Genomic DNA, 13,157 nt, shown 5'->3' with positions numbered 1-13,157 from the left:
ATGGTCGCGTCCCCGTCGTCCCCGCCCGTCTCGTGCATCGCGAGCGGCGGGGACGCCGTCGCGTCCGACGAGCGCCGGGAGGCGGTGCAGGCCCTCGAGGGCTCGTTCTCGGAGCTGATGACCGTCTTCCGCCGGTACGTGTCCGAGGCCGCCGAGCGGGTGAGCCCCGGGATGCTCCCGGCGACGTTCAAGGCGCTGTCGGTCGTGAGCCGGTTCGGTCCGCTCACGCTGTCGGCCCTCGCCGAGCGGCTGACGGCCGACAAGGGCTTCCTCAGCCGCAGCATCAGCGAGCTCGAGGAGCTCGGCCTCGTCACGCGCACGCCCGACCCGGCCGATCGCCGCTCCCGCGTGATCGCCGTGACCGAGGACGGTCACGCGCGGCTCGCCGAGGCGCGTGCCCCGCACGAGAGCCGCCTGTTCGAGGCCATGGCGGACTGGTCGGTCGACGACATCCGTCACCTGTCGACCCTTCTCCACGCTCTCGCCGTGGGCGAGTCGCCCGCGCGGGGCTGACCCCCGCGGCCCTCCGTCGCACCCCGGAGGCCCCCGCTCCACCGCCCCGGTGAGCACCGTCGCGACACGGTGACCCCGGTGTAACACCGGCGAGACAAAGTCGCGATTGACTGAGGGGGTCGAGGCGACGCCGCAGCGACGCGACCGCTTGTGAAGGAGCGCCGAATGAGATTCCGATCGACGCGTCCCGAGGCCGCCGAGGCGCCTCCGGCCCCGCCCGTGCCCGCCACGATGCAGGCGGCGGTGATCGACTCGACCGGGTCCGCCGAGGCCCTGCACCTGGTCGAGGTGCCGGTGCCCTCCCCCGTCCTCAGCGAGGTGCTCGTGCGCGTCGTCGCTGCGGGCGTCAATCCGATCGACGCCAAGACGCGGGCCGGCGGCGGCCCCTCGGCGGCGATCGGCGCCTGGCCCGCCACCCTCGGCTACGACGTCAGCGGGGTCGTCGTGCGCGCGCCGTACGAGTCGCACCCGTTCCCTCCGGGCACGGAGGTGATCGGGATGGCCACGACCCCGCGGACTCCCGGCACGTACGCGGAGTACACCGTCGTCCCCTCCCTCTCGCTCGCCCGCAAGCCGTCGACCCTCTCGCACGTCGAGGCGGCCGGCATCCCCCTGGCCGCACTGACGGCCTGGGGCATCGTCGTCGAGACCGCCCTCGCCCACGAGGGGCAGCGGATCCTCATCCACGCCGGCAGCGGCGGCGTCGGTCATTTCGCGGTGCAGTTCGCGGCCTACTTCGGGGCGCACGTCATCGCGACCGGCTCGGGGCGAAACCTCGACTGGCTGCGGGAGCTGGGCGCCGCGGAGGTCGTCGACTACACCGACGTGCGCTTCGAGGACGTCGTGGCCGACGTCGACGTCGTCATCGATCTCATCGGCAACGTCCACGACGACACGGGGACGCGCTCGCTGGAGGTCATCCGACCCGGGGGCCTGCTCATCGAGGTACCGACCGGTGCGTGGCCCGGATTCCGTGACGCGGCGTCGGCCCGTGGCATCCGGTCCACCTCCTACAAGGTCGTGCCGGACGGGAGCGCGCTCGCCACGATCGGTCGCCTGATCGACTCGGGGGCGGTGCGCGTGTTCATCGACCGGGTGTTCGACCTCGCCGACGCCTCTGCGGCCCACACCGAGCTGGAGCGGGGGCACACGCGGGGCAAGATCGTGCTGCGCGTCAGCGACGACTGAGCCTCACCCCGCCGCGAGGACCCGTCGCCCCTCGGTGACGAGCTCGTCGGCGACCTCGTCGAGCAGCGGGGACGTGAGGTTCCACTGCTGCCAGTACAGCGGCACGTCGACGGGGTCGCCGCCGAGACGGACGAGTACGCCGTCGTCCAGATGCGGCTCCGACTGGAAGACGGGCAGGAGGCCCCAGCCGAGGCCGAGGACGACAGCGGCGGCGAAGTCCTGCGACGCCGGCACCCGGTGCCGGGGCGGGGCCTCGACCGCCACGCCGCGGGCACGCAGCCACTGGGTCTGCAGGTCGTCCCGGCGATCGAAGTCCACCAGCGGAGCCGCGGCCAGCGTCGCCGACGTCACGCCGTCGGCGAACCACCGCCGCGCGAACGGGGCCGCCACCACCGCCTCGTACCGCAGCACCCCCATCGGGCGGACGCGGCATCCGGCGACGGGCGTCTGACGCGAGGTGACCGCGGCCATCACCGTCCCGGACTCGAGGAGCGCCGCGGTGAAGTCCTGGTCGTCGCGGTGCAGGTCGAAGACGACGTCGCGGCGGGCGGCGACCCGGGCCAGCGGTGGGAGGAACCACGTCGCGAGGGAGTCGGCGTTGACGGCGAGAGAGAGGGATGCCGCTCCCCCGCCCGCCGCGCCCATGCCGACGAGGGCGTCGTGCTCCAGGAGCGCGAGCTGCCGGGCGAGACGCACCACGGCGTCGCCGGCCTCGGTCGTCCGGACCGGCTTGGACCGCACGAGCAGCACCCGCCCCAGCTGATCCTCGAGCGCACGGATCCGCTGGCTCACGGCCGAGGGTGTGATGTGGAGCCGCCGGGCGGCGGCATCCAGGGTACCCTCGTCGACGACGATGGCCAGGGTGCGCGCGAGGTCGAGCGGAACGTGCATGAAGCGATGCTAACGGTGCTGCAGAATCCTGAGCTGTTCTGCGGCGACCGCACGTCCTAACGTCGAGACGTGCTCCCCGTCCTGCTCGCCGGCTTCGGCCTCGGTCTCTCGCTCATCGTCGCCATCGGCGCCCAGAACCTCTTCGTCCTGCGCCAGGGGATCCGCCGCGAGCACCTGTTCGCCGTCGTCGCCGTGTGCGCGGTGTCGGATGCGGTCCTCATCCTCCTCGGCGTCTCCGGCGTGGGCCTCGTCCTGGAGGCGATCCCCTGGCTCCTCGACGTCGTGCGGTGGGCGGGCGCGGCGTTCCTGACCGTCTACGGCGTGCTCGCGGCACGGCGGGCGGTGCGCCCGAACGGGCAGACGCTGCACGCGACCCCCGAGACGGCGGCATCCGGTTCCCAGACGACGGATGCCGGCGGCACCCTGGTCCGCACCCGCCCGACCCGCCTGGCCACGACCGTGCTGACGTGCCTGGCCCTGACCTGGCTCAACCCGCACGTCTACCTCGACACCGTGTTCCTGCTCGGGTCCGTCGCCACGACGCACGGCGACGGCCGGTGGGTGTTCGCGGCCGGAGCGTGCGCCGCGAGCCTGCTGTGGTTCACGGGCCTCGGCTTCGGCGCCCGCTTCCTGGGACGCTGGCTCGACACCCCGCGCGCCTGGCGGATCCTGGATGCCGCCATCGCCCTCGTCATGTTCGCGATCGCGCTGTCGCTGGTCCTTCCGCACTGAGCATCCGCCCGCCCGTCCGCCCCCGCGCGAGCCGCGCCTCCATCCCCGCCGGTCGTTCGGGGAGGATGGAGGCATGCGAACGGTGACGATGACGGTCGAGGGACGGGTGCAGGGCGTGGGGTTCCGCTACGCCCTGCAGGACGCAGCCACCGCCGCCGGCGCGACCGGGTGGGTGCGGAACCGACGGGATGGGAGCGTGGAGGCTCAGGTCACGGGCGCCGACGAGGCCGTGGAGGCCGTCATCGCGTGGGCGCACCGGGGTCCGGCCTCCGCCCGCGTGGACCACGTCACGGTCGCCGAGACGGAGGCCGACGCCTCACCGACGGGCTTCGAGATCCGCGCGACGGCCTGATCCGCGCGCTGCCGGGACGCCCGCGTCAGCCGGGCAGGCCCGCCCGCAGCTCGGCCATGACCTCGGCGGCGGTCTCGCGGCGCGCGAGCCCCGCGGCCTGACCTGCCCACAGCGACAGCAGATCCCCGTCGCCCGCAACCGTCGCCGCCGCGCGGAACACACCGGTCAGCCAGTTCTGCGCCGGGAACGGCGCGATCATCCCGGAGGCCTCGATCTCCCGCAGGGCGCGATTCGGGATGCCGCGCGCCAGACGACCGCTCATCGCCCGCGTCAGCACGGTGTCGGTGTCGGCCGCCGCGGTGAGCGCCGCACGATGGGCGTCGGTCGCCGCGGACTCGCGAGTGCGGAGGAACGCGGTGCCCACCTGCACCCCGTCGGCGCCGAGGGCCAGGGCCGCGGCGACGCCGCGACGGTCCGCGACGCCGCCCGCCGCGATCACCGGCGCCGATACGGCGTCGACGACCTGCGGCACGAGCGCGAACGTGCCCACGAGCGAGCGCTCCGGCTCGCGGAGGAACGACACCCGGTGACCCCCGGCCTCCGCGCCGGTCGCCACGATCGCGTCCACGCCCGCCTCGTCGAGCGCGACGGCCTCGGCCACCGAGGTGGCGGTGCCGACGACGCGGATGCCGCGATCCCGGGCGCGCGAGAGGGTGGCGGCATCCGGGATCCCGAAGACGACGCTGAGGACGTCCGGACGCGCCTCGAGGACGGCGTCCAGCTGCGCCTCGACGTCCGGCAGGAACGCGGACGGCGGGACAGGGACCTCCGCGCCGGCGTCGGCGAACAGCCCCGCGTGGGCGTCGAGGTGAGGACGCAGGTCGACCTCGGCCGGAACCACCTCGTCGCCGCGGGGCAGCCACAGATTGACCGCGATCGGGCGCGAGGTCGCGGCGCGGAGAGCGGCGACCGTCTCGGCGATGCGGTCCGGGGTGTAGCCGTAGAGGCCGAACGAGCCGAGGCCGCCGGCCTCGCTCACCGCCGCGGTCAGCGCGACGGACGACAGCCCGCCGAACGGGCCGAGGACGACGGGGACGTCGATCCCGAGAAGACGGGTCAGTCGTGACATGGCTCAGTCCAGGGGGCGCAGGATGCGGTCGAGGAACCGGCGGGTCCGGTCCTTCTCGGGGTGGGTGAACAGCTTCTCCGGGGCTCCCCGCTCGACGATGACGCCGTCGTCGAAGAACAGCACCTCGTCGGCGACCTGACGGGCGAACTGCAGCTCGTGGGTCACGATGACCATCGTCCACCCCTCGTCCGCGAGCTCGCGGAGCACCGACAGCACCTCGCCGACGAGCTCCGGGTCCAGGGCGCTCGTCGGCTCGTCGAAGAGCAGCAGCTGCGGCTCCAGAGCGAGCGCGCGGACGATGCCGACCCGCTGCTGCTGGCCGCCGGACAGCTCGAACGGGTACGCGTCGCGCTTCTCAGCGAGACCGACGCGGTCGAGCAGCCGCTCCGCACGGGCGACCGCCTCGGCCTTGGGCACGCCGTGCGCCTGGATCGGCCCCTCGGTCACGTTCTGCAGCACCGTGAGGTGCGGGAAGAGGTTGTGGTGCTGGAAGACCATCGCGGACCGGTCGCGCAGCGCGTTGCGGTCTGCCTTCGACACCTTCGCGCCGAAGTCCACCGCGGGGCCGCCGTCGAAGACGACCTCGCCGCGGTCCGGGGTCTCGAGCCCGTTGAGGCACCGCAGCACCGTGGTCTTGCCCGAGCCCGAGGGGCCGATGAGCACCAGCACGTCCCCGCGGTTCACCTGCAGGTCGACGCCGTCCAGCACGCGATTCGCGCCGAAGCTCTTCTCCAGGCCGCGGACCCGCAGGAGCGGCGTCTCGTCGGCCGGGACGGCGGGCGTGAGCGGATCGTCAGCGTGCGACATAGCGGTCCAGCCTCCTCTCGATCACGCTCTGCCCCGACGACAGCACGAGGCAGAACAGCCAGTAGATCAACGCGGCCTCGAGATACACGGCCATGAACTCGTACGAGAACGCGGCGATGTTCTGCGCCTGCCGGAACAGCTCGGTGACGAGGATGAGGGATGCCAGGGAGCTGTCCTTCACCAGGGAGATGAAGGTGTTCGACAGCGGCGGCACGGACACGCGGGCCGCCTGCGGCAGCACGATGCGGGTGAGCGTCTTGCGCGGGGACAGGCCCACGGTGTGCGCCGCCTCCCACTGCCCGCGGGGCACCGAGAGGATCGCAGCGCGGATGACCTCGGCCGCGTACCCTCCGACGTTCAGCGAGAACGCGATGACGGCCGCCGGGAACGGGTCGATCGTGATGTTGATGGCGGGCAGGCCGTAGAAGATCACGAACAGCTGCACCAGCAGCGGCGTGCCGCGGATGATCGAGATGTAGAAGCGCGCGAAGCCCGACAGCACGATGTTGCGCGAAAGCCGCAGCAGGGCCATCGCCAACGCGATGACGAGACCGATCGCGAACGAGGCGAGCGACAGGGGGATCGTCCCGCGCAGCCCCGCCAGCAGCATGGGCCAGAACGAGTCGATCAGAAGTCTCCAGATGTCGTCCATGCCCCTCCTTCCTCGTCGCCGCACGCGGCATCCGCCCCTCCACGCTAGGCGGGAGAGGCGGATGCGGTGCGGGGGTTTACAGCGTGTCCGTGACGGACGTCACTCGTGTCACTGCGTGACGTCCCCTCGGACGTCACTCGCTTCACTGGGTGACGTCTGCCCCGAAGTACTTCTCGCTGATCTCGGCGAGCGTGCCGTCGGCGCGCAGCTCGTCGAGGGCGCCGTCGATCGCGTCGGCGAGGGCCTGCTTGTCCTTGGTGAACGCGAAGGCGCTGTCCGAGGTCTCCTCGGTCTCGGCGGCGATCTTCAGTCCGGTCGGGCTGTTCGTCTTCTCGTAGTCGAGGTAGGTGAGCTGGTCGTTCACCGTGGCATCCACGCGTCCCTGCTGCAGCAGGGCGACCGCCTGGGCCCAGCCCTCGACGGCCTCGACCTGCGCGCCACTGTCGGTGGCGAGCTCGTACCAGTTGCTGGTGAGCGACTGGGCGGTGGTCTTGCCCGCGAGGTCGGCGAAGCTCGAGATGGAGTCGTCGTCCTCGGTGGTCACGATGACACCGCGCGAGACGGTGTACGGCTCGCTGAAGAGGTACTTCTCCTGGCGCTCGGCGTTGATGGAGACCTGGTTGCCGATGACGTCGAAGCGACCCGCGTCGAGACCCGCGAAGATCGCGTCCCACTGGGTCTCCTGGAAGCGGATGTCCAGACCGAGCTTCTCGGCGACCGCCTCGGCGATCTCGACGTCGAAGCCGACCAGCTCGCCGGTCTCGTCGTGATACGAGAAGGGACGGTACGTGCCCTCGGTGGCGACGGTGAGGGTGCCGGAGTTCACCAGGCCCAGGTCTTCGCCCGCGGCGGCGGAGCCGGACTCGGACGATCCCCCGCTGCACGCGGTGAGGGTGAGGGCGGCGGCGGCGAGGCCTGCGGCCAGGACGGACAAACGGCGACGGGGCATGGCTGTTCCTGTGGGATTGCGGGGCAGGGGTGAGGCGTGCGCGACGCGCACATGCAAGCACAACACGTCCCGGCATCCAGGTCTTCCCGGATGACGCCGTGTTGCAGGTCCGTTCACGCGAGAACCCCGCCGGGCACGGGGCACGACGGGGTTCTCGGACGCGGAGCGTTACGCGATGGCGTTGACGTCCAGCGGGATGCCGGGACCGAAGGTGGTCGAGACGGCGCCCTTCTGGATGTAGCGGCCCTTCGAGCTGGACGGCTTGAGGCGGACGATCTCCTCGAGCGCGGCGGCGAGGTTCTCGTCGAGCTGCTCGGCCGAGAACGAGGCCTTGCCGACGACGAAGTGCACGTTGGCGTGCTTGTCGACGCGGAACTCGATCTTTCCGCCCTTGATCTCCTCGACGGCCTTGGCCGGGTTGGGGGTCACGGTGCCGGTCTTGGGGTTCGGCATGAGGCCGCGGGGTCCGAGGACCTTACCGAGGCGACCGACCTGGCCCATGAGCTCGGGCGTGGCGACGGCCGCGTCGAACGCGGTGTAGCCGCCGGCGACCTTCTCGATGAGCTCGGCGCCGCCGACCTCGTCCGCACCGGCGGCGAGGGCCGCCTCGGCCGCGGGGCCGTTGGCGAAGACGATGACGCGCGCGGTCTTACCCGTGCCGTGGGGCAGGATGACCGTGCCGCGGACCATCTGGTCCGCCTTACGGGGGTCCACCGCGAGCTTCAGCGCGACCTCGACGGTCGAGTCGAACTTCTTCGAGCCGGTCTCCTTCGCGAGGGCGACGGCGTCGGCGGGGGTGTAGTACGTGTCGGGCGCGATCTTCTCGGCGGCGGCCCGGAATGCCTTGGACTTGGTAGCCATGTTCTTCTCCCCTTAGTCCTCGACCGTGATGCCCATGGAGCGGGCGGTGCCGGCGATGATCTTGGCCGCGGCCTCGATGTCGTTGGCGTTCAGGTCGGGCTGCTTGGTCGTCGCGATCTCGCGCACCTGCTCCTTGGTGAGCTTGCCCACCTTGACGGTGTGCGGGGTGGCCGAGCCCTTGGGCAGGCCGGCGGCCTTCTTGATGAGCTCAGCGGCCGGGGGCGTCTTCAGGATGAACGTGAAGCTGCGGTCCTCGTAGACGGTGATCTCCACGGGGATGACGTTGCCGCGCTGCGACTCGGTCGCGGCGTTGTACGCCTTGCAGAACTCCATGATGTTCACGCCGTGCTGACCGAGCGCCGGACCGATCGGCGGCGCCGGGTTGGCAGCACCGGCGTTGATCTGGAGCTTGATCAGGCCGGTCACCTTCTTCTTGGGTGCCATTTCCTCTTCCTTTCCTCGAGCGGGGGCGGGTGCCCGCGCTCTCCCGCAGACCCGGCGGATCCGGGCAGCGGTCGTCACGCGCCGAAGCACGCAACCTCCTCATCATACGCGACGTCGGCCCTCCCGGCATCCCTCCCTCCCCCCGCCCCCCGCCGATAAACGCTCTCTGCACCGATAAACGCGCGCACCCGCCGTTTCTCAGTGCAGGAGGCGTTTATCGGCTGGCTGACCGCGACGCGAATGACGAGGGATGCCATGGCTCCGGCTCCTCCACAGGCGCACGATCGGCGGGGCGCTCCCCAAAACGTCGGCTGCGACCGCGTGAAGACGCGCGAGTCGCCACGATGGCGGCATGCACCCCGCTGAACCGCCGCTGCCCTCGGCCCTCCCCCTGCTTCGCGCCCGCGACGCCCGATCGGCGGGACTGCATCCGGAGAGTCAGGCCGGGTCGCTCCGCGTGCGGAACGGTGTCTACATCGCGCGGGACCTCTGGGATGGGCTTGCGGAATGGGACCGTTATGTCGTGCGGGTCCACGCTTTCGGCGGTTCCCGTCCTGGCGCCGTCTTCTCGCACGAGTCGGCGGCCGCTCTGTGGAATCTTCCCATCTTCGGGCACCCCCGCCAGATCCATCTCTTCGACGGCCGGCGTTCGCGCTCGCTGCGGTACGGGGATGTGACAGTGCACACCAGCGCCGACAAGCGCGACGTCGCCCGCCGTGGGGAGCTCCTCGTCACGACCGTGGCGGACACCGTCCTGGATCTCGCCCGGTGCCTCCCGCCGGCGTTCGCGCTGGCGGTCGCCGATGCGGCGATCCGCTTCCGCCCCGCCGACGTCTCGCTCTCCGTGTTACGTGAAGTGGTCGCATCCCAGCGGAACCCGCGCGGTCGCCGCCGAGCCGAATGGGTGATCGATCACGCCGATGCAGCCTCCGAGTCCGTCGGCGAGTCCGTGAGCCGCGCGGTGATCGGCTGGTGCGGCTTTCCCCCTCCTCTCCTGCAGCAGACGCATATCGTCGACGGCCGTCGCTATCGCAGCGACTTCTGCTGGCCCGCGCTCCGCGTGATCGGGGAGTCCGACGGGTGGGCCAAGTACGGGGCGGACCCGCAGGAGGTCACTCGTGCCCTGCGAGCGGAGAAGCGTCGCGAACAGGACCTCCGGCGCGCCGGGTGGACCGTCGCACGGTGGGACTTCGCCGATGCGGTCAGCGGAGAGGGGCTGCGCGCCGCGCTTCTCGCCGCCGGCCTCCGCCCTGAGCGCCGTGCCGACACTGCACGGCTCTCGAGCATCGGCCGAAACCCCCGATCTCGATGAGGCCGAGCCCACCCTGCCGATAAACGCCCTCTGCACCGATAAACGCGCGCACCCGGCGTTCCTCGGTGCAGCGGGCGTTTATCGGCGAAGGAGACGACCCGCCGCCGGACGCGAGAACGCCCCGCCGGGCGCGAGCCGGGCGGGGCGTTCTCGAAGCGACGGGTGTCAGACCATCTTGGTGACCTGGTCGAACGACAGCTCGACCGGGGTCTCGCGCTCGAACAGCGACACGAGCACCGTGAGCTTGCCGCTCTCGGGCTTGATCTCGCTGATCGTGCCGGGAAGACCCGCGAACGAGCCCTCCTTGATGGTGATGGTCTCGCCGGTCTCGAAGTCGACCTCGGCGGGGATGACGCGCTGCGCCGCGGGTGCGCCCTTGGCGGCGCCGGCCTTGGCGGGAGCGGACTCCTTGACCTCGACGAGGCTCTTCAGCATGTTGAAGGCCTCCTCGAAGCGGAGCGGCGTCGGGTTGTGGGCGTTGCCCACGAAGCCGGTGACACCGGGGGTGTGACGCACGACCGACCAGGTGTCCTCGTTGAGGTCCATGCGCACCAGCACGTAGCCGGGGATGCGCACGCGCGTGACCATCTTGCGCTGGCCGTTCTTGATCTCGACGACGTCCTCCATCGGGACCTCGATCTGGTAGATGTCGTCCTCGACCTCGAGCGTCGACTTGCGCTGCTCGATGTTGGCCTTCACCTTGCGCTCGAAGCCCGCGTAGGAGTGGATGACGTACCACTTGCCCGGGAGCGACCGCAGTTCCGTGCGGAAGGTCTCGTAGGGGTCGGCGTCCTCGTCGTCCTCGGAGTCGATGGATGCCACGGCGTCGTCGTCCAGGTCCACGGGAGCCTCCGCGGCGTCGGCGGGCGACTCGGTCCCCACAGCCCCTCCACTCGCCGCTTCCGCGTCGAGCGGAGCCTCCGGCTGCGTGGGCCCAGCCTCGACCTCGTCGACGACGGAGGCGGCGGCGCCGACCTCCTCAACGAAGTCCTCGTCGAGCACCGGCTCGTCGGGCTCGCCGTTCACGTCGGGGCCGTCGTAGGGGGTGACCTCGTCGGCGGCCTCGGCGGCCTCCTCGGCCTGCTCCTCCGCGAGGGAGTCGGTGAGGACCTCGGCGGCGGCCTCGGCCTCGCTGGTCTCGTCGATCTCGAGAGCGTCGTTCACGATCGCGTCCGCCTCCGGGTCGGTGATGTCGATGTCGCCGAGGTCGCCCTCGTCGTCGGTGTCGTCGTCGGCGACCACGTGGATCGCGCTGTGCTCGGCGGAGTCGGAGGCGTGCTCCTGCGACGCGAGCACGCTGCCCTCCTGCGCCTCGTCGTCCTCACTGGACTGCTCGGCGGCCGTCGCCCAATCGGCGTCGTCGACATATCTTTCAGACACTGGTGATCTCTTCCGTTGCAGGGCGCCCGCTCGTGGCAGGGCGCGATCGCCGAGACGCCGGTCAGGCGCCGGCGGTACCGGGAACGCCGAAGACGGCGCTGGTGAGCCACACGAACAGCACGTCGAGGCCGTACACGATCGCCATCATGACGACGACGAAGCCGAGAACCACGGCCGTGAACTTGAGAAGCTCCTGGCGGGTGGGGGTGACGACCTTGCGGAGCTCCGCGAAGACCTGGCGGATGAAAAGAGCGATCCGCGCGAAGAAGTTCGGCTTCTTCTCACGGGGCGCGCCGCGGTCAGCGACGATCTCGCCCTTCGCCTCGTCCTGCGTCATCGAACCACCTAGGTCATTTCTCGTTGCCAGCGTGCGCTGTGCGCAGGGCGGACAGGAATCGAACCTGCAACCTGCGGTTTTGGAGACCGCTGCTCTGCCAATTGAGCTACCGCCCTAAGAACCCTCGCGGGCTCCGGGTTCGAAATCCGCCCGCTCTCGCGAAGGCCTCTCCGGGGGAAAGAGCCGCATGCCCACCGGGCACGGCGAAAGATTGCAGATTTCGACTGCACTCCCCAGTCTATGTCATGTCCCCCGGCCTGGCGAACCGGACCGGGGGACGACACGCGACTCAGGCGGTGCGGATGAGCTTCTTGTTGACGAACTCGTCCGCCGCCAGCAGACCCATCTCGCGCGAGGTGCCGCTGCGCTTGACCCCGCCGAAGGGCAGTTCCGGCGAGTCGGCGAGAACGACGTTGACATAGACCATCCCGGCCTCGATCCGATCGGCGATGCGCTCGGCCTGGGCGGCATCCGTCGTGAAGACGTAGGAGCCGAGACCGTAGCCGGTGTCGTTGGCGAGCTCGACCGCCTCGTCCTCGCTCGCGACGCGGTAGACGGTGCCGACGGGGCCGAAGAACTCCTCGCCGTACGCGTCCATCTCGCTCGTGACGCCCGTGAGCACGGTGCCGGGATAGAAGGCGCCGTCGCGGGTGCCGCCCACCTCGACGGTGGCGCCCTGGGCGACTGCACGCTGCACCTGCTCGTCGAGGCGCTCGGCCGCGGTGAGCGACGACAGGGGTCCGAGTACCGTGTCGTCGGCGAAGGGGTCGCCGACCTTGGCCTCGCCGAGCGCGGCGCTGAACTTGGACAGGAAGGCGTCGTAGAGCTCGTCGATCACGATGAAGCGCTTCGCGCCGTTGCAGGACTGCCCGTTGTTGTCCAGGCGCGCGTCCACGGCGGCCTGCACGGCGGCATCCAGGTCATCCGTGGAGAGCAGGATGAAGGGGTCCGATCCGCCGAGCTCGAGCGCGACCTTCTTCAGGTTGCGACCGGCGATCTCGGCGACCGCCGCCCCCGCCCGCTCGGAGCCCGTCACCGACACGCCCTGCACGCGACGGTCGGCGATGATCGTCGCGGCCTGGTCGTTGGTGGCGCGGATGTTGACGTACGCGCCCTCGGGCAGGTCCGCGTCGCGGTAGATCGTCTGCAGCGCCTCCGCCGACTCGGGGCACTGCGGAGCGTGCTTGAGCAGGATCGTGTTGCCGACCGCGAGGTTCGGGGCGGCGAAGCGGGCGACCTGGTAGTACGGGAAGTTCCACGGCATGATGCCCAGCAGCACGCCCAGCGGCGAGCGCCGGATCACGGCCGTGCCCTCGCCGAGGATGTCGAGCGGACTGTCACCGGTGATCTTGGCGATGTTGTCGGCGTAGTACTCGGTGATGTCGGCCGCGAAGTCGACCTCGCCCAGCGCCGCCTCGAGCGGCTTGCCCATCTCCCGCACGATGATGGCCGCGAGGTCGTCGCGGCGATCGCGGTGCAGCTGGGCGACACGGCGCAGGGCCTCGGCGCGCTCGGCCGGGGCGGTGCGCGACCAGGCCCGGTACCCGTCGTGGGCGGAGGCGATGGCGTCCTCGACACCGGAGTCGCTCAACGTGTCGTACTCGGCGAGGGTCTCACCGGTGGCGGGATTGACGACGGCGTAGTCGCTCATGGTGCTCCTTTTCGTTTCG

General features: G+C 70.9%; 16 protein-coding genes and 1 tRNA gene. 5 read left to right on the top strand and 12 right to left on the bottom strand.

Translation table 11 applies throughout. From position 1 onward, the window contains the following. Together MRBLMI1_RS12880 and MRBLMI1_RS12875 are read left to right on the top strand one after the other, a co-directional pair. Complete coding sequence (locus MRBLMI1_RS12880) at positions 1–513, top strand: MarR family winged helix-turn-helix transcriptional regulator (RefSeq protein ID WP_367733555.1); 513 nt, start codon at positions 1–3, stop codon at positions 511–513. Between the two features lie 165 nt (positions 514–678). Continuing rightward, positions 679–1,701, top strand: a complete 1,023-nt coding sequence (locus MRBLMI1_RS12875) for an NADP-dependent oxidoreductase (protein ID WP_367733553.1) — start codon at positions 679–681, stop codon at positions 1,699–1,701. 3 nt (positions 1,702–1,704) lie between these two features. Here MRBLMI1_RS12875 and MRBLMI1_RS12870 read toward each other — a convergent pair whose 3' ends face one another. Further along, the gene (locus tag MRBLMI1_RS12870; RefSeq protein WP_367733552.1) at positions 1,705–2,592 is read right to left on the bottom strand and encodes a LysR family transcriptional regulator ArgP; all 888 of its coding nucleotides are present in this window, start codon (positions 2,590–2,592) and stop codon (positions 1,705–1,707) included. A gap of 69 nt (positions 2,593–2,661) precedes the next feature. On the opposite strand from MRBLMI1_RS12870, the gene lysE reads away from it, so the two are divergent. Together lysE and MRBLMI1_RS12860 are read left to right on the top strand one after the other, a co-directional pair. Then, a complete protein-coding gene (gene lysE / locus MRBLMI1_RS12865; protein ID WP_367733551.1) occupies positions 2,662–3,324 on the top strand; it encodes an L-lysine exporter in 663 nt (220 codons plus the stop codon). A gap of 73 nt (positions 3,325–3,397) precedes the next feature. Further along, complete coding sequence (locus MRBLMI1_RS12860) at positions 3,398–3,676, top strand: acylphosphatase (RefSeq protein ID WP_367733550.1); 279 nt, start codon at positions 3,398–3,400, stop codon at positions 3,674–3,676. Between the two features lie 25 nt (positions 3,677–3,701). Here the strand turns inward: MRBLMI1_RS12860 and MRBLMI1_RS12855 are convergent, their stop codons facing one another. The 7 genes from MRBLMI1_RS12855 to MRBLMI1_RS12825 form a co-directional block, all read right to left on the bottom strand. Continuing rightward, positions 3,702–4,745, bottom strand: coding sequence for an NAD(P)H-dependent flavin oxidoreductase (locus MRBLMI1_RS12855; RefSeq protein ID WP_367733549.1), 1,044 nt, complete (start codon positions 4,743–4,745; stop codon positions 3,702–3,704). A 3-nt stretch (positions 4,746–4,748) separates the two neighbouring features. Then, entirely contained in the window at positions 4,749–5,552 is an 804-nt protein-coding gene (locus MRBLMI1_RS12850) for an amino acid ABC transporter ATP-binding protein (protein ID WP_367733548.1), read from the bottom strand. Beyond that, the gene (locus MRBLMI1_RS12845; RefSeq protein ID WP_367733547.1) at positions 5,539–6,204 is read right to left on the bottom strand and encodes an amino acid ABC transporter permease; all 666 of its coding nucleotides are present in this window, start codon (positions 6,202–6,204) and stop codon (positions 5,539–5,541) included. Before MRBLMI1_RS12845 ends, MRBLMI1_RS12850 begins: the two co-directional genes overlap by 14 nt. 142 nt (positions 6,205–6,346) lie before the next feature. Then, positions 6,347–7,153, bottom strand: a complete 807-nt coding sequence (locus tag MRBLMI1_RS12840; RefSeq protein WP_367733546.1) for an amino acid ABC transporter substrate-binding protein — start codon at positions 7,151–7,153, stop codon at positions 6,347–6,349. A 168-nt stretch (positions 7,154–7,321) separates the two neighbouring features. Further along, the gene (gene rplA, locus MRBLMI1_RS12835; RefSeq protein ID WP_367733545.1) at positions 7,322–8,014 is read right to left on the bottom strand and encodes a 50S ribosomal protein L1; all 693 of its coding nucleotides are present in this window, start codon (positions 8,012–8,014) and stop codon (positions 7,322–7,324) included. A 12-nt stretch (positions 8,015–8,026) separates the two neighbouring features. Further along, positions 8,027–8,458, bottom strand: a complete 432-nt coding sequence (gene rplK / locus MRBLMI1_RS12830; RefSeq protein ID WP_367733544.1) for a 50S ribosomal protein L11 — start codon at positions 8,456–8,458, stop codon at positions 8,027–8,029. A gap of 74 nt (positions 8,459–8,532) precedes the next feature. Then, positions 8,533–8,715: a hypothetical protein gene (locus MRBLMI1_RS12825; protein WP_367733543.1), complete on the bottom strand. Its 183-nt coding sequence runs from the start codon at positions 8,713–8,715 to the stop codon at positions 8,533–8,535. Between the two features lie 95 nt (positions 8,716–8,810). Between MRBLMI1_RS12825 and MRBLMI1_RS12820 the strand changes: the two genes are divergently transcribed. After that, complete coding sequence (locus MRBLMI1_RS12820; RefSeq protein ID WP_367733542.1) at positions 8,811–9,770, top strand: hypothetical protein; 960 nt, start codon at positions 8,811–8,813, stop codon at positions 9,768–9,770. Between the two features lie 165 nt (positions 9,771–9,935). On the opposite strand, the gene nusG is transcribed toward MRBLMI1_RS12820, so the two are convergent. The 4 genes from nusG to MRBLMI1_RS12800 form a co-directional block, all read right to left on the bottom strand. Beyond that, positions 9,936–11,150, bottom strand: coding sequence for a transcription termination/antitermination protein NusG (gene nusG, locus MRBLMI1_RS12815; protein WP_367733541.1), 1,215 nt, complete (start codon positions 11,148–11,150; stop codon positions 9,936–9,938). A gap of 61 nt (positions 11,151–11,211) precedes the next feature. Beyond that, the gene (secE, locus tag MRBLMI1_RS12810) at positions 11,212–11,487 is read right to left on the bottom strand and encodes a preprotein translocase subunit SecE (protein ID WP_367733540.1); all 276 of its coding nucleotides are present in this window, start codon (positions 11,485–11,487) and stop codon (positions 11,212–11,214) included. 43 nt (positions 11,488–11,530) lie between these two features. Then, positions 11,531–11,603: transfer RNA gene (locus MRBLMI1_RS12805), tRNA-Trp, on the bottom strand. Positions 11,604–11,776: 173 nt separating this feature from the next. Next, the gene (locus MRBLMI1_RS12800) at positions 11,777–13,138 is read right to left on the bottom strand and encodes an NAD-dependent succinate-semialdehyde dehydrogenase (protein WP_367733539.1); all 1,362 of its coding nucleotides are present in this window, start codon (positions 13,136–13,138) and stop codon (positions 11,777–11,779) included. Positions 13,139–13,157: the final 19 nt, after the last annotated feature.

Source organism: Microbacterium sp. LMI1-1-1.1 (assembly GCF_040815675.1).
Taxonomy (GTDB): domain Bacteria; phylum Actinomycetota; class Actinomycetes; order Actinomycetales; family Microbacteriaceae; genus Microbacterium.
Note: the sequence above shows the minus strand (reverse complement) of the source record. Positions and strands in the feature narration are given on the sequence as shown.